Annotated in this window: 19 protein-coding genes; 13 read left to right on the forward strand and 6 right to left on the reverse strand. The window is 57.8% G+C overall.

The window, feature by feature from the left end; genetic code table 11:
• Positions 1-42: 42 nt before the first annotated feature.
• Genes CMG77_RS13295 through CMG77_RS13310 form a run of 4 tightly spaced genes read right to left on the reverse strand, consistent with a single transcriptional unit; the run spans position 43 to position 4,683 of the window.
• The gene (locus tag CMG77_RS13295; RefSeq protein WP_286875137.1) at positions 43-1,101 is read right to left on the reverse strand and encodes a BMP family ABC transporter substrate-binding protein; all 1,059 of its coding nucleotides are present in this window, start codon (positions 1,099-1,101) and stop codon (positions 43-45) included.
• A 35-nt stretch (positions 1,102-1,136) separates the two neighbouring features.
• A complete protein-coding gene (locus tag CMG77_RS13300; RefSeq protein ID WP_286875136.1) occupies positions 1,137-2,063 on the reverse strand; it encodes an ABC transporter permease in 927 nt (308 codons plus the stop codon).
• Between the two features lie 9 nt (positions 2,064-2,072).
• Positions 2,073-3,149, reverse strand: coding sequence for an ABC transporter permease (locus tag CMG77_RS13305; RefSeq protein WP_286875133.1), 1,077 nt, complete (start codon positions 3,147-3,149; stop codon positions 2,073-2,075).
• Positions 3,139-4,683: an ABC transporter ATP-binding protein gene (locus tag CMG77_RS13310; RefSeq protein ID WP_286875130.1), complete on the reverse strand. Its 1,545-nt coding sequence runs from the start codon at positions 4,681-4,683 to the stop codon at positions 3,139-3,141. The genes CMG77_RS13305 and CMG77_RS13310 overlap by 11 nt, the downstream gene beginning before the upstream one ends.
• Positions 4,684-4,873: 190 nt before the next feature.
• Here CMG77_RS13310 and xdhA point away from each other — a divergent pair, with 190 nt between their 5' ends.
• Genes xdhA through CMG77_RS13350 form a run of 8 tightly spaced genes read left to right on the forward strand, consistent with a single transcriptional unit; the run spans position 4,874 to position 13,327 of the window.
• Positions 4,874-6,337 (forward strand): xanthine dehydrogenase small subunit, encoded by a 1,464-nt coding sequence (xdhA, locus tag CMG77_RS13315; RefSeq protein WP_286807043.1) that lies wholly within the window; start codon positions 4,874-4,876, stop codon positions 6,335-6,337.
• Positions 6,330-8,690, forward strand: a complete 2,361-nt coding sequence (gene xdhB, locus CMG77_RS13320; protein WP_286904804.1) for a xanthine dehydrogenase molybdopterin binding subunit — start codon at positions 6,330-6,332, stop codon at positions 8,688-8,690. Before xdhA ends, xdhB begins: the two co-directional genes overlap by 8 nt.
• Positions 8,687-9,562 carry a xanthine dehydrogenase accessory protein XdhC gene (gene xdhC / locus CMG77_RS13325; RefSeq protein WP_286875124.1) on the forward strand — a complete coding sequence of 292 codons (876 nt, stop codon included), beginning with the start codon at positions 8,687-8,689 and terminating at the stop codon, positions 9,560-9,562. Before xdhB ends, xdhC begins: the two co-directional genes overlap by 4 nt.
• Positions 9,559-10,074 (forward strand): 2-oxo-4-hydroxy-4-carboxy-5-ureidoimidazoline decarboxylase, encoded by a 516-nt coding sequence (gene uraD, locus CMG77_RS13330; RefSeq protein WP_286807039.1) that lies wholly within the window; start codon positions 9,559-9,561, stop codon positions 10,072-10,074. The genes xdhC and uraD overlap by 4 nt, the downstream gene beginning before the upstream one ends.
• Positions 10,075-10,082: 8 nt before the next feature.
• Positions 10,083-10,421, forward strand: coding sequence for a hydroxyisourate hydrolase (gene uraH / locus CMG77_RS13335; RefSeq protein ID WP_286807038.1), 339 nt, complete (start codon positions 10,083-10,085; stop codon positions 10,419-10,421).
• Between the two features lie 11 nt (positions 10,422-10,432).
• Positions 10,433-11,773: a guanine deaminase gene (gene guaD, locus CMG77_RS13340; protein WP_286807037.1), complete on the forward strand. Its 1,341-nt coding sequence runs from the start codon at positions 10,433-10,435 to the stop codon at positions 11,771-11,773.
• A gap of 13 nt (positions 11,774-11,786) precedes the next feature.
• Positions 11,787-12,995 carry a urate hydroxylase PuuD gene (locus tag CMG77_RS13345; protein WP_286807035.1) on the forward strand — a complete coding sequence of 403 codons (1,209 nt, stop codon included), beginning with the start codon at positions 11,787-11,789 and terminating at the stop codon, positions 12,993-12,995.
• Positions 12,995-13,327: a DUF1330 domain-containing protein gene (locus tag CMG77_RS13350; RefSeq protein WP_265366744.1), complete on the forward strand. Its 333-nt coding sequence runs from the start codon at positions 12,995-12,997 to the stop codon at positions 13,325-13,327. The genes CMG77_RS13345 and CMG77_RS13350 overlap by 1 nt, the downstream gene beginning before the upstream one ends.
• On the opposite strand, the gene CMG77_RS13355 is transcribed toward CMG77_RS13350, so the two are convergent.
• Both CMG77_RS13355 and puuE read right to left on the reverse strand, forming a co-directional pair.
• Positions 13,288-13,791 carry a cupin domain-containing protein gene (locus tag CMG77_RS13355; RefSeq protein WP_286807034.1) on the reverse strand — a complete coding sequence of 168 codons (504 nt, stop codon included), beginning with the start codon at positions 13,789-13,791 and terminating at the stop codon, positions 13,288-13,290. The two genes, CMG77_RS13350 and CMG77_RS13355, sit on opposite strands and share 40 nt — an antisense overlap.
• An 88-nt stretch (positions 13,792-13,879) precedes the next feature.
• Positions 13,880-14,800, reverse strand: a complete 921-nt coding sequence (gene puuE, locus CMG77_RS13360) for an allantoinase PuuE (protein WP_286807032.1) — start codon at positions 14,798-14,800, stop codon at positions 13,880-13,882.
• 337 nt (positions 14,801-15,137) lie between these two features.
• Between puuE and CMG77_RS13365 the strand changes: the two genes are divergently transcribed.
• From CMG77_RS13365 to CMG77_RS13385, 5 genes are all read left to right on the forward strand, one after another.
• The gene (locus tag CMG77_RS13365; protein ID WP_286875121.1) at positions 15,138-16,589 is read left to right on the forward strand and encodes an adenosine deaminase family protein; all 1,452 of its coding nucleotides are present in this window, start codon (positions 15,138-15,140) and stop codon (positions 16,587-16,589) included.
• 346 nt (positions 16,590-16,935) lie between these two features.
• Positions 16,936-19,365 (forward strand): TonB-dependent siderophore receptor, encoded by a 2,430-nt coding sequence (locus tag CMG77_RS13370; protein WP_286807030.1) that lies wholly within the window; start codon positions 16,936-16,938, stop codon positions 19,363-19,365.
• Between the two features lie 59 nt (positions 19,366-19,424).
• Positions 19,425-20,174, forward strand: coding sequence for a DUF3450 domain-containing protein (locus tag CMG77_RS13375; protein WP_286807029.1), 750 nt, complete (start codon positions 19,425-19,427; stop codon positions 20,172-20,174).
• A 63-nt stretch (positions 20,175-20,237) separates the two neighbouring features.
• Positions 20,238-21,557 carry a MotA/TolQ/ExbB proton channel family protein gene (locus CMG77_RS13380; protein WP_286904807.1) on the forward strand — a complete coding sequence of 440 codons (1,320 nt, stop codon included), beginning with the start codon at positions 20,238-20,240 and terminating at the stop codon, positions 21,555-21,557.
• 12 nt (positions 21,558-21,569) lie between these two features.
• A complete protein-coding gene (locus CMG77_RS13385; protein WP_286807027.1) occupies positions 21,570-22,085 on the forward strand; it encodes a MotA/TolQ/ExbB proton channel family protein in 516 nt (171 codons plus the stop codon).
• Positions 22,086-22,100: the final 15 nt, after the last annotated feature.

A 22,100-nucleotide genomic window follows, 5' to 3' on the forward strand; every position in this document is an offset into this window, starting at 1 on the left:
TTATCATGTTCTCCGTTGTAGGGCTCTGATTCCCTGTTGCCTTTATCCGTCGGTGCCTTTTACGTACCATTCCAGCTCAAGCAGATCCTCGTCGCTCAGCTCTTCACCCTCTTTCACCATCAGCTCACCGGCCTGATTGTAGATCGGGCCTTCAAAGACGGCATGCTCGCCATTGATGATCTGCATTTTAACGCTATTGACCTTTTCAACAACCCACTCGGGCACCGCGTCGTTAAACGGCGCCACATCCACGACGCCTTCCTTCAGGCCATGCCAGAGGGCGGTCGGTTCCCAGGTGCCGTCAATTACGGCCTGAATCTTGGAGCGATAAATGCTTTCCCAGTGCATCACCGCCGCGGTCAGGTGGGATTTGGGACCATAGCTGCTCATGTCCGAATTGAAGCCTACGGAGTAGACGCCGCGTGCCTCGGCCGCCTGAATCACCGCCGGCGAGTCGGTATGCATGGTCAGCACATCCACGTTCTGCAGGATCAGGCTGTCCGCCGCTTCACGCTCCTTGGCCGGGTCGTGCCAGGTATTGATCCACACCACTTTAACCGTGGCGTCGGGGTTGGTCACCTGCGCGCCCAGGGTGAAGGCGTTGATGCCACGGATCACTTCGGGAATGGGGAAGGCGGCCACGTACCCGATCTGGTTGGTGTCGCTCATGGCACCGGCAGTCATGCCGGCCAGGTAGCGCGCCTGGTAGGCCCGGGCTTGATAGTTACCGACGTTGCGCGCGGTCTTGTAACCGGTGGCGTGTTCGTACTTCACTTGGGGAAAGCGCCGCGCGACTTTCAAGGTCGGGTTCATGTAGCCGAACGAGGTGGTGAAAATCAGATCGTGGCCACGGGCGGACATGTTGCGGATCACCCGCTCGGAATCGGCCCCTTCGGCGACGCTTTCGACGTAGGTAGTTTCGATTTTGTCTCCGAACTCTTCGGCCACAATTTTTCGCGCCCGGTCGTGCATGTAGGTCCAGCCCGCATCGCCAATGGGACTGACGTAGACAAAACCGACCTTGAGCGGTTCGGCCGCCTGGCTGGCCAGGCTCCAGCCCAACAGGGCGGTGGTGAGAGCCAGTAGGGGTTTGAGTTTCATACGGTTATCCTCGTTAAGGGCAAAGCGAAAGTCGGTTACTGTGGTGGGTGGTACGGCTGCCCCAGGGAGCGGGGGGCGAACAACCCTTTCGCGCCCTTGCGGCTCATCATGAACACCAGCACCACAATGGTGACGGCATAGGGCAGCATCGCCAGCAGATTGGAGGGCACATCGTAGCCGAAGCCCTGCAACAACAGGTGCAGAATGCTGGCAAAACCGAACAGCCAGGCGCCCAGCAGAATGCGCTCGGTGCGCCAGCTGGCGAATACCACCAGAGCCAGGGCGATCCAGCCGCGCCCGGCGGAGATGCCTTCGGCCCACATCGGTGTGTAGGACAATGAGAGGTAAGCGCCGGCCAGCCCCGCCATGGCGCCGCCAAACAGCACCGCCGCGTAACGCACCACCAGAACCTTGTAACCCAGAGCGTGGGCGACCTGTGGGTTTTCGCCCACGGCGCGGATGATCAATCCCAGCCGGGTCGAGCGCATGGTCCAGAACACCAGGGCGAACAGGGCCAGACCCAGATAGACCATCAGATCCTGGCCGAACAGGGCGGGTCCGATGAGGGGGATTTTGTGCAACAGCGGTAGCTCGACCCGGGTCATTCCTTCAATGGACTGACCCACATACTCGGCTCCGAGAAAGGCGCTCAGTCCGGTCCCGAAAATGGTCAACGCCAGACCGGTGGCCACCTGGTTGGAGATCAGCGTCAGTGCGACGAAGGCGAAAATCAGTGAGACCAGAGCGCCCGTCAGAGCCCCGACAATAACCCCCAGCAACAGAGAGTCGGCGCTATAGGCTGCGATAAACGCGCAGGCCGCCCCCACCAGAATCATTCCTTCCTGGCCCAGGTTGAGTACCCCGGAGCGCTCTGAAATCATGGCTCCCAAGGCGACCAACAGCAGCGGCGTACCCGTACGGACGGTGGCAAACAGAATATTTTCAAGCAATGCGAGATCCATAACGGGCCCTCAAGTGGTCGCGACACCGGTTGCTCGTCCGTTGAGAACAAGCCGGTAGTGGATGAGCAGGTCGCAGCCGAGCAGAAAGAACAACAGCATCCCCTGGAACAGGCCGGTGATGGACTTGGGCAGACCGAGATCGATCTGGGCCATTTCGCCCCCGAGGTAGGTCAGCCCCAGCAGCATGCTGGCCAGCACGATGCCCACCGGGTGCATACGCCCCATGAACACCACAATGATGGCGGCGTAGCCATAGCCCAGGGACAGGGTCGGGATCAGTTGCCCCACCGGCCCGTTGGTTTCGGAAATGGCGGCCAGGCCTGCCATGGCGCCACTGAACAACAGCAGAAACCAGATGATGGCGCGACTGTTAAAACCGGCGAAGCGGGCGGCATTGCGGTTTTCTCCCAGCACCTGCAACTGAAAACCCAGTAGCGAACGGGCCAGCAGGACCCAGATCACCACCACCATAAACAGCGCGATAAACAACGCGACGGTGACCCGGTAGTCGAACGACAGCAGTGGCAACAGGGTGTGCTCGGCAAACAGGGCCGACTCCGGAAAGTTGAAACCGGCCGGGTCTTTCAGTGGCCCGTGAACGCCCCAGAGCAATAGATTGACCGCGATGTAGTTGAGCATGATTGTGGTCAGAATTTCATTGGTGTTGAAGTGCGTGAGCAACAGCGCGGCGATGCCGGCCCAGGCCATGCCGGCGAGCACGCCGCTGAGCAGAATGACCGGCAGAACCCAGAAGCCTTCTACTTCGGTCAGTTGCAGGGACACGGCTCCGCCGATCAGGGCGGCGAACACAAACTGCCCCTCCGCGCCGATGTTCCAGATTTTGGCTTTGAAGCAGAGTGTCAGCCCGGTGGCGCACAGCAGCAGGGGCGTGACCTTGACCGCCAGCTCGGACCAACCGTAGGTGTCGCGCAGCGGCTCGATAAAAAAGATCATCAGGCTGGCGACGGGGGCATGGCCCAGCGCCGCGAACAACAATCCCCCGGCGATCACCGTCAGCACCAGGGCCAGCACCGGCGACAGGTAGACCATCGTCTGAGAGGGCTGCAGTCGTTTTTCAATGCGCATGGGCGACCTCCCCCTGTCCGTTCCCGAAGGCACCGGTCATCCACTCGCCCAACTGCTCCAGCGGTACCTCGGCCTTGGGCCGGATCGGCGACAGCCGGCCCCCACAAAGGGCTCCCAGTCGATCCCCCAGCAGATAGAGTTCATCCAGATCCTCGCTGATCACCAGCACCGCGGTGCCGCGATCACGCAGTGCCACCAGTTCTTTGTGAATATGGTTGGCGGCCCCCACGTCCACCCCCCAGGTCGGGTGAAAGCAGATCAACACTTTGGGCTGCTGTTCGATCTCCCGGCCGATAATGAATTTCTGCAGATTGCCGCCGGAGAGGCTGCCCGCCATTGACGCGGGCCCGGTGGCTTTCACCCCATAGTCCCGGATGATGTCGGCGGCGCGTTGGCGCACGGCGGGCCAGTTCACAAGTGAGTGGCGAACGCCGTGGTTTACATAGCCGGTCAACAGTTGGTTCTCGGTTAGTGACATTGAAGCCACCGAACCCCGACCGACCCGGTCTGCCGGCACTGTGCCCAGCCCGCGTCGACGCCGAGCGACGACGCTGCAGCCGTCCAGGGGCGCCTCGTCCAGAGTAAGCGTGCCCCGGTCGGGTTTGAGTTCGCCGTTGATCAGGTCCACTAGTTCGTCCTGCCCGTTACCCGCGACGCCGGCCAGACCGAGAATTTCGCCGGCCTTCAAGTCCAGGCTGATATCGTGCAGATGAATGGCGAACTGACTGGTGGGCCTTACCTCTACCTCCTGTAATTTTAGGCGTACTGCCCCGGTATTGCCGGGTGGCAGGTCGTGATCCAGAACCAGCTCATCCCCGAGCATCAGTTTGGCCATATCACCGGCGCTGGTTTCCGATGGAATGCAAGAACCGGTTACTTTGCCCCCACGTAGAATGGTGGCCCGGTCACACAATGCATTCACTTCGTGCAGTTTGTGGGAAATGAACAGAATGCTGCACCCTTTGCGGGCAAGTTGCTTGAGAACATCAATGAGCTGGGCCACCTCCGGAGGGGTGAGCACGGCGGTGGGCTCGTCCAGAATCAGCAACTGAATATCCTGCAGAAGGCAGCGGATGATCTCCACGCGCTGCTGTTCACCCACCGACAGGGTGTGCACTTGCCGGTCCGGATTGATCGCCAGGCCATATTCCTCGCCCACCGCCACAATGCGCTGGCGCAACGCGCTCATGGAACCGTATTCCGCCTGAGTCAGGTACAGCGCGATATTTTCCGTGACGGTCAGAGTGTCGAACAGCGAAAAGTGCTGAAACACCATGCCCATTCCGAGCGCCCGGGCCTGGGCGGGTCCCTCGATCGACACCTCCTTATTGTTCCACAGCACCTGACCGGCATCGGGCTTGACCACGCCATAGATCATCTTCATGAGGGTGCTTTTGCCGGCGCCATTCTCCCCCAGCAGTGCGTGAATTTCACCGGCCGCGACTTTGAGGTTCACCGTGTCGTTGGCAATGCAGCCCGGATAGGCTTTGGTGACACCGATCAGTTCCAATCGTGTTGCTTTCTCTTGAGACATAAACCTGACTGTTTAGACAAAAATGGTTTCAAGGCTAAAGCAAGGAGTATGCCATTGGCTGATTTTGAGGCGATCCGCAGGACATTTAAAAAAAATTGTCTGTCTGGCCAGATTTTTGCTTTGTACCAGTGAGACAGGGTTTGGCGAAAGCGAAAACCCGCCTGAATCAACGTCCACTGGAGGACTTATCGTGCGTTTGGTTGTCAACAAGGTCTCGGTCGACACCGGCCCCCAGGCGCCGGAGATGACACTGCTTCGCTTTCTGCGCGAACAGCGGCGGCTGACCGGTACGAAAGAAGGTTGTGCCTCGGGTGACTGTGGTGCCTGCACCGTCATGCTGTTAGAGCAGGGGCCGCAGGGCCCGGTCAGTCATACTGTGAACAGCTGTATCTGCCCGCTGGGCAGTGTGGCCGACCGGGAAGTGATCACGGTTGAGGGCTTGGCGGTCGAAGGGGCTCTGCACCCGGTGCAGGAGGCCATGGTCGACTGTCACGGCTCCCAGTGCGGCTTCTGCACGCCCGGGTTTGTGATGTCGCTGGCGTCGCTGCACTCGGAACAGGCCACGCTGCTGGCGGGCGATGACCGTGAACAACGCCACCGCATTCTCGATGCAATTTCCGGAAATCTGTGCCGTTGCACCGGTTATCGTCCGATTGTGGAAGCCGGTTCTCAGGCTCTTAAAAAACCTGCCCGATTGGCCAATATTGTGCAGAATGAGGGTGAGAGTGCACCGTTTGCGAGCAGTGAGGCGTTGTCCGACGGGGACTCAGGCTATCATCGTCCCACCTCGGAAGAGGCGCTTCAGCAACGGTTGCTCGACGAACCCCACGCGCGCCTGATCGCCGGCGGGACTGACCTGATGCTGGAGGCCACTCAACTTTACCGCTCGTTTGAAACGCTGATCGACCTCAATGCCATCGAGAGCCTCAAGAAGGTTTTGGTGACCGACGAGCGCATCGCTGTCGGGGCTGCCGTCACCTACACGGAGCTGGAGCGGACCCTCGGAGCCCGTTCCTCGGAGTTGATGCAGATGTTGAGCCGCCTGGGGTCGCGCCAGATTCGCAATCGCGGCACCATCGGCGGCAATATCGGAAATGCTTCCCCCATTGCGGATATGCCGCCCTATCTGTTGGTACTGGAGGCGGAGCTGATCATCCGCAATGGTCGCGGCGATGAGCGACGGGAAAAGCTGACCGATTTTTACCTCGATTACAAAAAGACCACGTTGGCACCGGGAGAGTACCTGGCGCAAGTGGTGTTTGAGCGGGCCGCCTTTGACGAACCGCTCAAGCTGATCAAGCTCAGCAAACGTTACGAGGACGATATCTCTGCGGTCATGGGAGCGTTTCGCTGGCGCGCTGACGGCTCTCTGGTCATTGCCTATGGCGGTATGGCCGCCACACCCAGGCGCGCGCTGGAGACCGAGGCGCTGCTCAACCAATCGAACTGGCAGCGCAAGGGCGAGCTTGATGAGGCGGCGCTTGATCGGGCCTGTGAACAGTTGTCCCACGAATTTACACCCATGACCGACGTGCGTGCTTCGGCGGATTACCGTATGGCCATGGCCGGCAGTCTGTTGCGCAAAGCCTGTCGGGCTCTGGCGGCGGCGCGTGCCGGGAAGGCCGTGGAGCCGGGGGTATTCACTCATGCGTAAGTTGACCGACCGCCGCCCGGAAGACAGTCCCGCCGCGCTCGCCTCGGGCCGGGCCGTGGCTCATGAATCCGCGCGCAAGCACGTGGCCGGCGCTGCCCGTTATATTGATGATCTCCCGGTGCCGGTCGATCTGGCATACGTTGCTATCGGCCAGTCGATTCAAGCGCATGCGCGCATCAAGCGTGTGGATCTGAGCCGCGTCAGAGCTGCCACCGGGGTTCTCGATGTGGTGGTGCAGGCCGACATTCCCGGCAAGATTGACGTGGCGCCGGTGTACGGTGGCGATCCACTGCTTGCGGGCGACGAAGTGGAATATGTGGGCCAGCCCATTTTTGCGGTGGCGGCCACCAGTCAGGAAGCCGCGCTGCGGGCGGTGGCCCTGGCCGAGGTGGAGTACGAGCCCCTTGTCGCCCATCTGACGGTAGAGCAGTCGATCGCTGCGGACAGCTACGTTCTGCCGGAACATCATTTGATGATGGGTGACCCCGACGGCGAACTGATGCGTGCGCCCCACCGGATCGAAGGCGAGATCTACGTGCGCGGCCAGGAGCACTTTTACCTCGAAGGTCAGGTGGGGCAGGCCAGTCTCACCGAGGATGGCGGCATTCATGTCATCAGCTCGACCCAACACCCCTCCGAAATTCAGAAGTTGGTGGCGGAAGTGTTGGCGTTGCCCTTTCATCATGTGGTCGCCGAAGTCCGTCGCATGGGCGGCGGGTTCGGTGGCAAGGAAAGTCAGGCGGGCCCGCTGGCGTGCCTGTGTGCGCTTTTCGCTCACCGCCTGCGTCGGCCGGTGCGTTACCGGATGCCGCGTCGGGACGACATGGTCCAGACCGGCAAGCGCCACGATTTTCTCAACCGCTGGCAGGTCGGCTTTGACGATGACGGACGCATCCAGTCCGCCAAAATGGTGTTGGCTGGCAAGTGCGGTTATTCCCCGGACCTGTCCGAAGGCATTGTCGACCGGGCGATGTTTCATGCCGACAACGCCTACTACCTGAACAGTGCTTCCATCCTCGGGTTGCGTTGCAAAACCCACACGGTTTCCAACACCGCCTTTCGGGGTTTCGGTGGCCCCCAGGGCATGATGGCCATAGAAACCATCGTCGAGGATATCGCCCGGGCCCTGGGCATGGATCCGCTCGATGCGCGCAAGACCAACCTGTATCAGCCGGGACGCGATGAAACGCCTTATGGGCAGACCATCGAACAACATATGCTCGTGGACCTGATGGAGCGGCTGGAGGAAAGTTCAGACTACCGCGTCCGCCGCGAGGCCATCACCGCGTTCAACCGGACCCCCGGTTGTCTGAAAAAAGGCCTGGCATTGACGCCGGTGAAGTTCGGTATTTCCTTTACCGCCAAGCATCTCAACCAGGCCGGTGCTCTCCTGCAGATTTACACTGACGGTACCGTGTTGATCAATCACGGCGGGACCGAAATGGGGCAAGGGTTGTACACCAAAGTTCAGCAAATAGTGGCCAATGCCTTCGGCCTGTCAGTGGAACGCGTGCAGGTCAGTTCGACCCGGACCGACAAGGTGCCCAACACCTCGCCCACGGCGGCCTCATCCGGCACTGACCTGAACGGCATGGCCGCCCGTGATGCCTGCGACCGGATCAAGTCGGATCTTCTCGCATTTGCCGAGAGTCACTATCGGGTTTCTCCGAACACAGTACGTTTTGAAAACAATCGTGTATATCTTGATAAAGACCCCGTGGCGTTTGAGGACTTTATCAAGGCGGCCTACCTAAATCGCGTGCCGCTGTTCTCCACCGGTTACTATCGCACTCCGAAAATTCACTACGATCGGACCACCGCCAAAGGTCAGCCATTTCTGTATTTCGCCAACGGCGCGGCGGTGTCAGAAGTCACCTTGGATACCGATACCGGTGAGTACAAAGTCAACCGGGTGGATATCCTCCACGATGTCGGTCAGTCCATTAACCCTGCCATTGATATCGGGCAGATTGAAGGCGGCTTCATTCAGGGGATGGGTTGGCTCACCACCGAGGAGCTGCTGTGGGATGATGCCGGGCGGGTGATCTCCAACAGCCCGGCCAACTACAAAATTCCCACCGCCTTCGATACCCCGGAAGTGTTCAACGTGGCGCTCTACAACCGGCCCAACATCGAGGAGACCGTCTATCACTCCAAGGCGGTGGGCGAGCCGCCGCTGATGCTGGCGATCTCGGTCTGGGCGGCGCTACGCGATGCCTGCGCCAGCCTGACGGATTACCGCTTCAGCCCGCGACTCGATACCCCGGCAACGCCCGAGCGGGTCTACTGGGCGCTACGTGAATGCGAGGCTTTCAATCGCACCGGCAAGCCGGTCGAGGAGGTGGCCGAATGAATCCGCGTGTGAACTGGCAGGACGCCATTGCGTATTGCGCGCGCCAGGGGCGTGGCTACGTGATTGCCACCGTCATAAGCACCCAGGGCTCCACCCCGCGCGATGGCGGCAGCAAAATGGTGATCGATTCCGAGCGCACCTATGACACCCTGGGCGGTGGCCAGTTGGAATTTCTGATCGTGCAGCAGGCCCGCGAACATCTGGCAAAAAATGAAAGTGGCCAATGGCTCAAACCGTTTCCGTTGGCCGCCGAAGCCGCACAGTGCTGTGGTGGCAATGTCACCGTGCTGCTGGAAAGTTACCCCGCCAGCGACTGGACCTTGGCACTGTTCGGAGCGGGCCATGTCAGCCGGGCGCTGACCACGATTCTGGGCGAGTTGCCCTGCCGGGTGGAAATTATCGACAACCGCCCGGAGCTGATGACCGAGTCGCTACCGGAGAATTGCCACTACCACTATTGTGAATCCCCGGTCAGTCGTATCGACGCCTTGCGGGACGATACCTGGGTGGTGATTTTTACCCATGATCACGCTCTCGACTTTGCCCTCTGTGATCGTTTACTGGCGGATTACCGCTGGGCGTTTACCGGGTTGATCGGGTCCGACACCAAAGCCCTGCGCTTTCGCAAACGGTTGGCACAGGCCGGCCACGACAATGCGATGATCGATCGCCTGGTCAGCCCCGTCGGCCTGCCCGAGGTCAAAGGCAAGCGTCCCATGGAAGTGGCGGTTTCCATTGTCGCGCAACTCCAGAGCCGGTATTACGCCGAGGCGCGCCCGCGTCCAGGGACCTCATGGCGAGAGATCAAGCGCCTGCTCGCCAGCCCCGAAAACCGGAGCGCCGACTCCACGGCCAAGGAACCTTTGAAATGACGCCGACCGATGCGATCGACGAACTGAACCTCTCCCCCATGGAGCAGGCCTTCGAACAGCTATACGGCTGCTGCCACTGTCGCCGCTGGGCCCACGATATGGTCGCCGCCCGACCTTTCGAAAATGTGATGGACGTACTTGCTCACGCCGAGCGTTTTTGGGCGAGCGCTACTGAAACGGAAATTCTGGAGGCCTTTTCCGGTCATGCGCGAATTGGAGATACCGAAAAGCTCCGCTCGCGCTTTGCCGGAAAGGCCAAAGACGAACAGGGTCAAGTACTGCAGACCGACGAATCGGTACTGCATGAGCTGCACCAGTTGAACGTCGATTATGAACAGCGACATGGTTTTATTTTTATCGTCTGCGCCAAGGGCAGAAGTGCGGAAGCGATGCTCCAGACGTTGCGCGAGCGCATCGACAATTCCCGCGCCGAGGAGTTGCGCAACGGCGCCAGCGAGCAAGGACAGATCACCCGCCTGCGGCTTCTTCAGTGGCTTCAACCAACCGAGTAGTGAAAACTATGGCACGAACCCCGATTACTACCCACGTACTCAACCTGGAAACCGGCCGCCCGGCGGCAGGAGTGGAGGTTGGTCTCTACCGCGCCGATGACGCTGAACCCTTGGTGACCGGAACCACCAACAGAGATGGTCGCATCGGTCATTGGTCCAGCGCCTTTTTCATCGAGCCCGGCGTGCATCGCCTGTGCTTTGCGGTGGGAGATTGGTTCGCCTCTCGCGGCGTGGACAGCTTCTACCCCCAGGTGGATATTTACTTCAGCGTCGAGTCGGCAGAGGAGCACTACCACGTGCCGGTGCTTCTAAACCGCTTTGGTTACTCGACCTATCGTGGCAGTTGACGGAGCGGTTTATGACGGCAGTATTTGACACGGCCTATCGCGCCGCCATTGTGCATTTTACCGATGAGCCCGATCCGCACACCGGAGCCGGCCTGGAATATTTTGAAGACGGCGTACTGCTGGTCGACGATCGGGGGCGGGTTGTGACCGTCGACCATGCCAGGGTCCTGCAACGTCAGGGCCTGGATCTGAACCGGTGTCGACACAGCCCCGACTGGTTGCTCATGCCGGGGTTGATCGACAGTCACATTCACTACCCACAGACCGGGGTCATCGCCTCTTACGGCGAGCAGTTGATCGACTGGTTGAATCACTATACGTTTCCCGCAGAGCAGGCGTTTTCCGATGCCGAGTACGCCCGGCTCGAGGCGGAGCGCTTTGTTGACCTGCTGCTCGCCCACGGCACCACCACCGCCATGGTGTACACCACCGTCTACCCGCAGTCCACCGATGCCTTCTTCGAGGTCGCCCGACAGCGGGACCTGTGCATGCTGGCGGGCAAGGTGATGATGGATCGCAATGCCCCGGAAGCGTTGCTCGATACCGCCACCGGGAGCGATCGACAGTGCCGGTCGTTGATTGAACGCTGGCACCACAACGGCCGTTTACATTACGCCCTGACGCCACGTTTTGCGCCGACCAGCACCCCCGAACAGCTGCGTCTGACTGGGGAACTCTACCGGACCTACGATGACCTTTACCTGCAGACTCACCTGTCAGAAAACCTGAATGAGCTCGCATGGGTCAAAACACTTTTCCCCGACGCTCGGGATTATCTGGATGTGTACGATCGCTACGGACTTTTGGGAGAGCGCAGTGTCTTTGGTCACGGCCTGCATCTGAGCGATGTCGAGCTGAAGCGCTTGGCCGATACCGGCTCTTCGGTCGCCTTCTGTCCGACGTCCAACCTGTTTCTCGGTAGTGGTTTACTGAATGCCCGGCGGCTGACCGATGCTAGAGTCGAGATCAGTATCGCCACCGATGTCGGGGGCGGAACCAGTTTTTCAATGCTGAAAACACTTGCGGAAGGTTACAAGGTGCTTCAGCTTCAAGGCCAGAACCTGAATCCGTTACAGGCCTTTTACTGGATCACCCTGGGCAATGCCAGGACACTCAAGCTTGATCACCGCATAGGCAACTTCGCTCCGGGAAAAGACGCCGATTTTATTCTGATCGACCGGTCGTCCACTCCGCTCCAAGCATATCGACAAGCAAGAGCGGGGACGCTGACGGAATCGTTGTTTGCATTGATGATGCTGGGAGACGAGAACAATATCGCGAGCACCTATGTGATGGGGCGGCCACAGTTTCAACGACAGTCAGTCACGGCCCAGCAGGCGACTTACGTATAGAAGGGGAACGGATTTGGACACAGTATTGATTGATTGGCTGAACCTGGCGGTACGTTGGTTTCATGTGGTGGCCGGGATTGCCTGGATCGGAGCCTCGTTTTACTTCATTTGGCTCGATCTGAACTTGCGCGAGCCGCCGACATGGAAAAAAGAAAAAGGCATCAAGGGCGATCTCTGGGCGATACATGGGGGAGGTATTTACGAAATAGGAAAGTATCGGCTGCGACCGGAAGCCATGCCCGAGAAACTGCACTGGTTCAAATGGGAGGCCTACAGTACCTGGTTGAGCGGGACTCTGTTATTGATCCTGCTTTACTACGTTCAGGCCCGTACCTATCTGGTGAGGCCCGACGCTTGGATCGAAACACCGGGAGCCGGGGTGGTGGCGAGCCTGCTGTTTATTGCTCTGGGGCAACTGTGCTATGAAGCGCTGCTGAGGACACCGCTGGTAAAAAAAGGGTGGGGGTTTGCCGTGGCGTTGATGCTTTTGATCACCCTCGCAAGTTGGTTGGCACAACAACTGTTTTCCGGGCGGGCCGCGTACCTTCACGTGGGGGCGATGATCGCCACTTGGATGGCGGGCAATGTGTTCTGGGGCATCATTCCCGCACAAAAATCGTTTGTGGCGGCGGTGAGCGAAGGACGGGAGCCGGATGCGGCCAAAGCCCAATTCGCCAAGCTGCGTTCCACGCACAACAACTACCTTACGCTGCCGGTTATTTTCTGCATGATCAGCAACCATTACCCATTTCTCTACGGCCATCCACAGGCCTGGCTGGTATTGTCCGCCGTGGGTATTCTGCTCGCTTGGGGCCGGCATTACTTCAACCTCAAGCATCAGGGCCACCATCGCCCGGCGGTGCTGCTCTCCAGTGCGGCGGGTCTCGTCGTGGTCGCGGTACTGGCCTCATGGCCCAGTTCCGATTCGTCGGCCGGCGCAGCATCGGAATTGCCTGCGCCGGCGCAAGTGGATGCCTGGGCGACCCGGCACTGTGCCAACTGCCATGGGGTTGACCCGGTGCAGCCCGGCTTTCGGGCGCCGCCAGCCGGGCTGGTCATAGAGTCCTCGATGGATCTGGCAGCGCACAGGGACCTTGCACTGCCGGCAATCCAGTCGAGCTATATGCCTCTGGGTAATATGACCGGACTGACCGATAAGGAGCGAGTCGCCCTGGTCGCTTGGTTGAAGGCGCAGAACTCTCTGGAAAAGGAGGCTCAGTAATGGTGGCTTACATTATTGTCGATATCGATGTGCATAACCCGGAACCCTATCGGGAGTATCTGAAAAAGATTACGCCCACAGTGGCAGCGTGCGGCGGTCGCTATCTGGTGCGTGGGGCGCGGACCAAAGTTTTACATGGCAATTGGCAGCCCGAACGAGTAGTCGTCATGGAGTTTCCCGATTGGGAACGTGCCCAGCACTGGGCCACCTGCGAAGAGTACCAGCCCATCCACCAGTTAAGGCAGGCCAACGCCAGCGTTCGTATGATTCTGGTGGACGGCTCGGTGGAAGCTCAATGCCGGGTGAGTGCTTCGATCAGTACGCTGTGCTGAGGGAATAGTTCGATTAAGCCAGTCCGCTTTCCCAGAGTCATATCAGCAAAATCAAACCCCGGCGATACGGCTTCACTGATCAAACCGTAGCCACTGGTCCCAGACAATAGGCGCGATGCCTTCCAGGTACCACCCTGAACCGTCAACTGCAGGCGCTGCCCCCTGTTCACATTTGGTCCCATTACCACGCGTTCCAGTTTACCGTCCGGGTGGATCAGGAAGTACTCGATCGGGTCGCCGAGGTGAAAGTAATGCACAATGTCCGAGCGGTTAAGGTGGAAATGACCTACTGGTGAGGTATCGGTCAGCAGGTAGTGAATGGACGTCATTAAAAACCGCTCGCCGTAGCGGGTCATGATCGGGTCGCGATCATCGGCCTGAAAGGTGCGACGATAAAACCCTCCCTCCACGTGTTGTTCTAGTCCCAAAGCCCGGATGACCGCTTCAGCGCTCGGTGTGGTCATTGTTGGATCTCCTTGTGCGGTGAGGCCTTGGCAGGCGGTAAGTGCCGAGACGCATAGCCCAATGATAAGAGATCGATAAACCATAGCATCAACTCTCCTGTTCGGTGGCTGGGTGATGCTGGTGCCAGTGACGGGCGATATCCACCCGGCGGCAGCACCAGACATCCTCGTGGTCGAGTGCGTAGCGGACAAAGCGCTCCAGTGCCTGGAACCGACCTGGCCTGCCAATGATGCGACAATGCAGCCCGACACTCATCATTTTCGGTGTCTCGACGCCCTCGGCATAAAGGGTGTCGAAGCTGTCTTTCAGGTATGTATAGAACTGCTCACCACAGTTGAAACCTTGTGGCGCGGCGAAACGCATGTCGTTGTTGTCCAGCGTGTAGGGAATGATCAGGTGTGACGGTTTACCCTCGTCATGATACCAGTAGGGCAGGTCATCGGCGTAAGAGTCGGAATCGTACAGGAAGCCTCCGCGCTCAATGATCAGTGACCGGGTGTTCGGACTGTCCCGTCCGGTATACCAGCCCAAGGGCGGCTCGCCAGTCACCCGAGTATGAGTCTCAATGGCTCTCTCGATTTGCGCCCGCTCCTCTTCGATAGGCATAAACTGGTGGTCGATCCAGCGGTAGCCATGACTGGCAATTTCCCAGCCGGCCGATAGCATGGCTTCCACGGCGGCCGGGTTGCGTTCCAGGGCCATGGCCACTCCATAAACGGTGACGGGTACGCGCCACTCGCTGAATAAGCGGTGCAATCGCCAGAAACCTGTTCGGCTTCCGTACTCGTAAATGGACTCCATGCTCATGTGTCGGTCGGGATAGGCCTTGGCGCCAATGATCTCGGACAGAAAAGTCTCCGAGGCGTCGTCGCCGTGAAGCACGCAGTTTTCTGCTCCCTCTTCGTAGTTGATCACAAACTGCAGGGCCATACGGGCGTTCCCGGGCCAATTGGCCTTGGGGGGACGGTTGGCATAGCCGATCATGTCTCTGGGGTAGGAATCGTTCATTATGGGGCTCACTTGGGCGAAATTATCAAAGCAGAGAGTTGAACTACTCTCATTGCGTGTTCAAAAACTGTGCCATTGGACAGGGTATGATAAACACAGTATATGCAGACAAAGTGCCGTATTTCGGGGCAATACGGGCTGAGAGTGCACCATCAAATTACAAATCTCGACCATATAGACAGGTTATCTTCTGGCGGCGCACAGCAGTAACGCGGCGTTCATGGCGTAATCAGAAAATTGGTATTGCAATTGCTAGCCAAAGGGAGAGAGTAACGAATCCAGCGCCGCACCCGTATGTGCTGCACTTGGAAAGTCCATCACCTAAACGGATCACTGAATGAAAACCACACCGCTTTCCAAGACCTTGATTTTAGCCTGGTTGTCGGCGGCCTTCTGGCTGGTGCTTGGCGCCGCACAGGCCGAAGCCGAGGGAGACTGGTTTGAACGCTTCAAGTCCAAAGCTTCAGACCGCGAACTTTATACTTTTTTATATGCCATGCCCAAGGGCGGCGACTTACACAACCATATGAGTGGCTCGGGGCTACCCGAATGGTGGTACGAGCTGGCTTTGGAGCAGAAGGCACACGGGTACGAGTTCTACACCAAGGTCAAAATCAACAACTGCAAGCCTTACGGCCATAATGAGTTCGGACGGCAGCCCTACTTGCTGTTGTTTCACAACATAATGGCCTCGACCTATGAGGATCTCCCCGAGTGCGAGCGCTCTGAATACAAGCTGTTGTCGGAGCTCAACGAAAAGGAAGTTGAAGGTTGGAAGAATAGCTTGGTGCTCAATCACGATCATGAGGGGCGGGAAGAGTTTTTTTCCACCCACTGGCAACGATTTGATGAGTTGCTCAACAGCCCTTACTTGATGATGGAGATCCTCTACCGCAATATGAAGGCGTTCGGACAGGAGGGTTTGATTTACCTCGAAACTATGATGGGAGCCAAGGGCTTTACCGAACCGGACGGGACGCCCATTCCTGCGGATAAGGTGGTGGCCATGTACAAGGAGCGGTTGAATCAGAAGGATGCCCGGGACACCGGTGTTACCGTGCGGTTCCAGGAATCAATCCTGCGTTTTGCGCCCAACGCCGAACAGCAGTTGATCGACGCCTATGAGTTTGTCTCCGAGCATCGGGATCTGTATCTTGCGGTGAACATGGTCGGACGCGAGGACAACGACAAAGGCTACCCTATGCGGTTCAAGGAAACCTTGCGGGACCTGCGTCGGACATACAGCAATGTACGCCTGTCCATTCACGCCGGTGAACTGGATGAGCCTAACCGCCATATTCGAGATACCCTGATGCTGGGTGCGGATCGCATTGGTCACGGTATTCAACTGATCAACGACGAAGAATTGCTTCGTGAGCTACGCCACGGGCCCTACCTGATCGAAATCAACCTAATTTCCAATCTGCTGCTCGAGTATGTAGAGGATTATGCGGATCACCCGTTTCCCGAGTATTTGCGTATCGGCATTCCGGTGGCACTTTCAACCGATGACAGGGGTATGTGGGACTCGAATATTACCGATGAATTCTTCGTCGCGGTAAAGGAGTACAACCTTTCCTGGAGAGAACTGACACAACTAAGTCGAAATTCCCTTGCCTACTCATTTGTCGAAGATGAAGTCAAGCACAAATTACTGGAAACCTTTGATGAACGCATCGAAGACTTCGAGTCGCGCTTCATACAACGCGGGCTGTCATCTATAAAGTCTGTTGAGCCGATCAGCCATGGCTTCATTTGCGACCAGTATCAGCTCTGTTTATCGGATTAACCAGTCTCTCTCCTCACCGTTACAGGTGACGTTCTCTTTGCCGGCGGACCTTGGTCCGACCGGTTTTTTTTATTGTAGATCAAAGAAAGTCACCAATTGGTGCAACTTGGTCCAGAGTGCATCAGCAGTGACCTCCGAACCTCATTCTTGCGTTTCCACAAGGCGAACCTTCTTCTTTCAGATAATCATTTGAATCAAATTTAGATGATCGTAACCAATTGATTTTAAAGAAATATTTTGAATAAATTTAAAATCGTAACCAAATGGACAGGAAATGGCATGGCGCTTGCAAACTTCTTTGCAGCTGTTCAGGCAAATACAAAACAGACTTTGGAGTGCACGTACTATGATCACGAACACCCGCTTTAAATACAAAGAGCTCGCATTGATTATTGCCCTTAGTAGCGGTCTGGCAAGCACCGGCGCTGTCGCTCAAGACGAAGAAACGGACGAAGAGTCCGTGGACCTCGGTACTTACACCACCGAAGGAGCGGTGGAAGATACCATGGGGCTGATGCCTAACGAGCCTGTCGAATCCGTTTTCGGGTTCGGAAAAACCCTGCTCGAAACGCCGCGCGGTGTGACCTCCGTGAGCGCCAGTATGATGGAAAGCTTCAATATTACCGACATAGACGATCTGGTCCTGATCGCACCCGGCTCTTTTACCCAATCCTTTTTTGGGGTCGCGGGTTCTTTGGATGTTCGGGGCACACCGGGTGAGGTATATTTTCGGGGCGTGCGTCGGGTAAATAACCCCGGTAACTACCCCACCCCAATTGGGGCATCGGACCGCATCGATGTGGTACGCGGGCCCGCCAGCCCAATCTATGGTCCTTCCAAAATTGGGGGCTACCTCAACTTCGAGCCCAAATCCGCTCGTGCGGAAACCGGCCAGTACCTGACCGAGCCCACGGGCGAGCTGTCCATCACCCGTGGCAGCTGGGATAAAAATATTCTGACCGCCGAGGTCGGCGGCCCGGCCAGCATTGGCGATAAGCCGATGGGTTACTACATCTATGCGGAAACCGAAAATTCCGGTAGCTACTACGACTACAGCAAGACGGATCAGAACATCCTTCAGGCTTCGTTCAACATGGATATCAGTGCCGATACGCGTTTCGAATTCGGTGGTATGTACCACGAATACGACGGCAACCAGGTCGCGGGCTGGAACCGCTTGACGCAGGACCTGATTGACAACGGTACCTACATTACCGGTACCGCGCAGCCAGTTGATACCGACGGAGACGGCTACAACTCTCCTGATGAATATGACGCCTGGAAAACGACCTTCGTCAACCCTAACAACTTCTTTGTGCCCGCCTCTTCAGCGACGGACGCGGATATGGACCCGGCTTGGGAGCTGGAAAACGCCGGCACAACCCAATTGGAAGGTAATCAGGTCCTTGTGGGGCCCGAAGACTTCCTGAAAACCAACGTTGAAACGCTGTACTTCGACATTATCCACCGGGTCAGTAACAACTTCACGATCACGAACAAGACCTTCTATGAAGGCGTGGATAACGCCAATGAAAACGCCTATGGCTTTAGTGCCACGTTCGATACCTACGCGATCGAAAACCAGACGATTTTCGCGTTTGATGCTCAGCACAGTGACTGGCTGCACGGTAGCTACCAGATATCCCCGAGTATCCGTTATACCGATTTTGAGCATGGCGAGGAATTCGACTACGAATACTTCGACCGGCGTGACTTGAGTCAGCCAATTGCCGGTATGGACCGGATGTTGCTGGCGACCATGACGGACTCCGATTATTCCAGCTACAAGGTGGGTGACTTCACCGATTACGGTCTGGCATTCCTAGCAGATTATGACATTGGTGAAAACCTTGATGTGATGCTCGGCGCTCGTTACGACAGTGTTGAGTTCAATACCGACGTGGTCACCGAAAAAGTTCGCGTTGTGCCGGACGTGACCTCCGCCTCCGAAACCGAAGACGGAGTGTCCTGGACCGCGAGCGTCTCCTACAAGCTGCCGTTTGGCTTGACGCCTTATATGACCGCTTCGGAGCAAGCCACCATCATCATGGGGCAGGGCTCTGAAATCAGCCCAGATCTGGTGACCAGTGGTGATGTGCTGGCGGACTCGGAGCTCAATGAAGTGGGCCTTAAGGGTAGCTTCCTGGATGACCGCCTGTATATCTCCGGGGCCTGGTTTGAGCAAAGCCGTACCAACTACAGCGCTCAGGATCAGGTAAGCAACAGCACCACCGAGAGTGAAGGTTACGAACTGGAGGCGCGCTTCCTGGTGACTGATAACTTCACCATGACGGCGGCGTTCACCCATGTGGAAGTGACCAATCTGACCGCGCTGGAAAGTACCGGTAGTCAGTTCGGTTTCCAAGGGGCGGGCGATCTGACCGGCGTCAGCGACCCGGCTCTGTTCTATGGCTATGTCATGCAGGGCCTCACATTGGTCGGTTCGGAAGAGGAAGCTCGCAAGGCGGGGATTCCGGAGAACACCTACAGCTTGACCGGTGCCTATGAGTTCGCTGATGGCTATCGTTTCACGGCCAGCGCGGTCCACTCCGACTCCACTTACAGCAGCTTTTCGCGTGCTGTGGAACTGCCCTCCTACACATTGCTAAATGCCGGCCTGAGCTATAGCAACGACAGTTGGAGCGTTAGTGCCCAAGTGAAAAACCTGACCGACGAGCGCTACTTTCGGGCCAACTTCCCGGATCTGTTCGGTAGCACCATCGTGTTGCCGGAGTTGCCGCGCCACTACTCCGTCAGTCTGGCTTACAAGTTCTAACGGCGATCGTGAGCTTAAAGGGCCGGTGTTGCCGGCCCCGAATTAGATAGAGGTTAATTATGCGACTTCGTAATTCACTGCTTCTGGCCGCTCTGTCGGTATCGACAGTGCCTGCACTGGCCGTCGATGACAGCATGGCTCGCCAGGAGCAAATGGACCGTGACGGCGCCGCCAGCCAGGAGCGGATTGATCAAATGGACGATCAGGCAAAAAGCGATTTTCAGAAATTTCGTACGGCCTCCCGTCGTCTGGAGAGTCTTAAGATCTACAACCAGCAGATGGATAAGCTGATTCAATCCCAGAACACGGAAATGCAGAGCATCCGCAATCAGATCGAGACCATTGACGATATTGAAACCGGGGCGCTACCGCTCATGCTGGAAATGACCGAAACGCTATCGGAGGTGGTCGCCTCTGATGTCCCTTTCCTTCAGAGCGAACGGGAAGAGCGTGTCGCCAATCTGAGTGAGTTGATTGATAGGGCCGACGTCAGTGCCGGCGAAAAGTATCGGCGTATCCTGGAAGCCTATCAGGTGGAGGTAGAGTATGGCCGAACCATTGAAGCTTATCGGGGCGATCTGGTGATGGATGGTGAAGCGCGCAAAGTGGAGTTTCTGCGTATAGGCCGTGTCGGGCTCTACTACCAAACCATCGACGGCAACCGGGTAGGCCGCTGGAACAGCGAACGTGACAGCTGGGAAGCGCTTGATGCGGGTTATCGTACCGCCATCCGCGACGGCCTTCGGGTCGCCCGCAAACAGGCGCCGCCCGAACTACTAACGCTTCCCATCAACGCGCCGGAGCAGTGAGGAAATCCTATGAAAGCAATGATTCGACCGTTTAAGGGATGGGCGTTTGTAGCACTGGCTGTTATGTTCTCAGCGCCCATTCTGGCTCAGGATTCGCTCGAAGCGCTGTACCAGAAAGTCAGTGCGGATGCCCGTGCCGAGGCGGCCTACAACAGCACCCGGGAGCAGGAGTTTCTGGCCCGCGCCAATGAACGCGAGCAGATGCTCGAAGACGTGAAGGCCCAATTGGCCGCCGAGGAGCGTCGCCGGGAAGAAATGAAAACCGTGTTCGACGAGAACGAGACAGTACTCTCGGACCTGACCGAACAACTCGACCGACGGGTAGGGAATCTCGGAGAACTGTTCGGCGTGTTCCGGCAGGTAGCCGGTGATATGCAGTCCATCTTTTTCGATTCCATCGTCTCGGCGGAATTTCCCGATCGCCTGGACACCATTGAACGGTTGGCGGAAGCCGAGGAGGTGCCGACTATTCCGGAAATGCAGGAACTCTGGTCGGTCATGTTGCAGGAAATTGCCGAGTCAGGAAACGTCAGCCGGTTCGACAGCGACGTGGTTCAGGCCTCGGGTGAAACCTACAGTGCCCCGGTCGTCAGGGTCGGTACCTTTAACGTCATCACAGACGACACCTACCTCGATTACGAATCCTCCACGCAGGAGCTGGTGGAACTGCCGCGTCAGCCTTCGGGTTCGGTCCGCTCCTCTGCGGAAGATCTGTACTCCGCTGCGGGGGATACCACCGTGCCGTTCGCGCTCGATCCCTCACGCGGTTCTCTGCTCGGTCTGCTGGTGCAATCCCCCAGTCTGGGCGAGCGGGTTCAGCAGGGTAAGGAAGTAGGCTACGCCATCATTGTGGTGGGCATCATTGGCATGCTGATTGTGATCGAGCGCTTGATCAAACTGGCGCGGGTGTCCAAGCGCATGCGTCGTCAGCTCAAAGATATGGAACACGCCGAAAACGACAACCCTCTGGGTCGGATGATGCAGGCCTACTACGAGAACAAGCACCTGAACGATCTCGATGCGCTCAGTAAAAAACTGGAAGAGGTCATCTTCAAGGACCTTGCCGAGCTTCGCCGGGGCCTGTCGATCATCAAAGTGCTTGCCGCCATTGCCCCGCTGATGGGTCTGCTCGGCACGGTCACCGGCATGATCGGTACCTTCCAGGCAATCACCCTGTTCGGCACCGGCGATCCCAAACTGATGGCCGGCGGTATCTCCCAGGCGCTGATTACCACCGTGCTTGGCCTGGTGGTCGCCATTCCGCTGTTGCTCTCCAGCAGCCTGCTCAGCAGCCGCGTGCAGCAGCTGAGCAAGATGATTGGTGAGCAGGCCTCGGGCATGATCGCCGATAAAGCGGTCGACATCGCCAAGACCAAAGCCTAAGCGGAGGCCAAGATGGAAGTCTTATCCAAACTGAGCGACTTCCTGGATGCCGGTGGTGATGTGCTTTGGGTCATTCTGGCCGTCACCGTCTGGCTCTGGTGCCTGATCGTCGAGCGCTACTGGTTCTTTCTGCGCGAATTGCCGGAGAACCGGTCCGGCCAGCTCGACCATTGGCGGGAGGTCCACAGCGGGTCGCGCTGGTTTAACCAGCAAAAGCGCCGCCAGCTGTTCTCCGAGGTGGAGTGCTCGATGTTACGCAACCTGAAGCTGATCACCGCGTTGATTGCCTTGCTGCCCATGCTCGGGTTGCTCGGCACCGTGACCGGCATGATCCAGGTCTTCGATGTGATGGCGTACATGGGTTCAGGAAACCCGCGTGCCATGGCGGACGGCGTCAGTGCCGCCACCATTCCCACCATGGCGGGCATGGTGGTGGCGATTCTCGCCATCCCTTTTGCGACGGAGTTGAACCGTCGCTACCAGCGCGAACGGCGGCGGTTACACACCGCCATGTCGCGCGAAGAATGACAGGCCACCGAGGTT

The sequence above is a fragment of the Marinimicrobium sp. genome, from assembly GCF_002695945.1.
GTDB classification, from domain to species: domain Bacteria; phylum Pseudomonadota; class Gammaproteobacteria; order Pseudomonadales; family Cellvibrionaceae; genus Marinimicrobium; species Marinimicrobium koreense.

What these genes read in the sequence shown, in the direction of transcription:
- CMG77_RS13305 (WP_286875133.1), bottom strand. Translation starts at nt 3,149, where the DNA reads ATGCGCATTGAAAAACGACTGCAGCCCTCTCAGACGATGGTCTACCTG.
- CMG77_RS13370 (WP_286807030.1), top strand. Translation starts at nt 16,936, where the DNA reads ATGATCACGAACACCCGCTTTAAATACAAAGAGCTCGCATTGATTATT.
- guaD (WP_286807037.1), top strand. Translation starts at nt 10,433, where the DNA reads ATGACGGCAGTATTTGACACGGCCTATCGCGCCGCCATTGTGCATTTT.
- CMG77_RS13310 (WP_286875130.1), bottom strand. Translation starts at nt 4,683, where the DNA reads ATGTCTCAAGAGAAAGCAACACGATTGGAACTGATCGGTGTCACCAAA.
- puuE (WP_286807032.1), bottom strand. Translation starts at nt 14,800, where the DNA reads ATGAACGATTCCTACCCCAGAGACATGATCGGCTATGCCAACCGTCCC.
- CMG77_RS13300 (WP_286875136.1), bottom strand. Translation starts at nt 2,063, where the DNA reads ATGGATCTCGCATTGCTTGAAAATATTCTGTTTGCCACCGTCCGTACG.
- CMG77_RS13385 (WP_286807027.1), top strand. Translation starts at nt 21,570, where the DNA reads ATGGAAGTCTTATCCAAACTGAGCGACTTCCTGGATGCCGGTGGTGAT.
- uraH (WP_286807038.1), top strand. Translation starts at nt 10,083, where the DNA reads ATGGCACGAACCCCGATTACTACCCACGTACTCAACCTGGAAACCGGC.
- uraD (WP_286807039.1), top strand. Translation starts at nt 9,559, where the DNA reads ATGACGCCGACCGATGCGATCGACGAACTGAACCTCTCCCCCATGGAG.
- CMG77_RS13295 (WP_286875137.1), bottom strand. Translation starts at nt 1,101, where the DNA reads ATGAAACTCAAACCCCTACTGGCTCTCACCACCGCCCTGTTGGGCTGG.
- CMG77_RS13355 (WP_286807034.1), bottom strand. Translation starts at nt 13,791, where the DNA reads ATGACCACACCGAGCGCTGAAGCGGTCATCCGGGCTTTGGGACTAGAA.
- xdhB (WP_286904804.1), top strand. Translation starts at nt 6,330, where the DNA reads ATGCGTAAGTTGACCGACCGCCGCCCGGAAGACAGTCCCGCCGCGCTC.
- CMG77_RS13375 (WP_286807029.1), top strand. Translation starts at nt 19,425, where the DNA reads ATGCGACTTCGTAATTCACTGCTTCTGGCCGCTCTGTCGGTATCGACA.
- CMG77_RS13380 (WP_286904807.1), top strand. Translation starts at nt 20,238, where the DNA reads ATGTTCTCAGCGCCCATTCTGGCTCAGGATTCGCTCGAAGCGCTGTAC.
- CMG77_RS13350 (WP_265366744.1), top strand. Translation starts at nt 12,995, where the DNA reads ATGGTGGCTTACATTATTGTCGATATCGATGTGCATAACCCGGAACCC.
- CMG77_RS13365 (WP_286875121.1), top strand. Translation starts at nt 15,138, where the DNA reads ATGAAAACCACACCGCTTTCCAAGACCTTGATTTTAGCCTGGTTGTCG.
- xdhC (WP_286875124.1), top strand. Translation starts at nt 8,687, where the DNA reads ATGAATCCGCGTGTGAACTGGCAGGACGCCATTGCGTATTGCGCGCGC.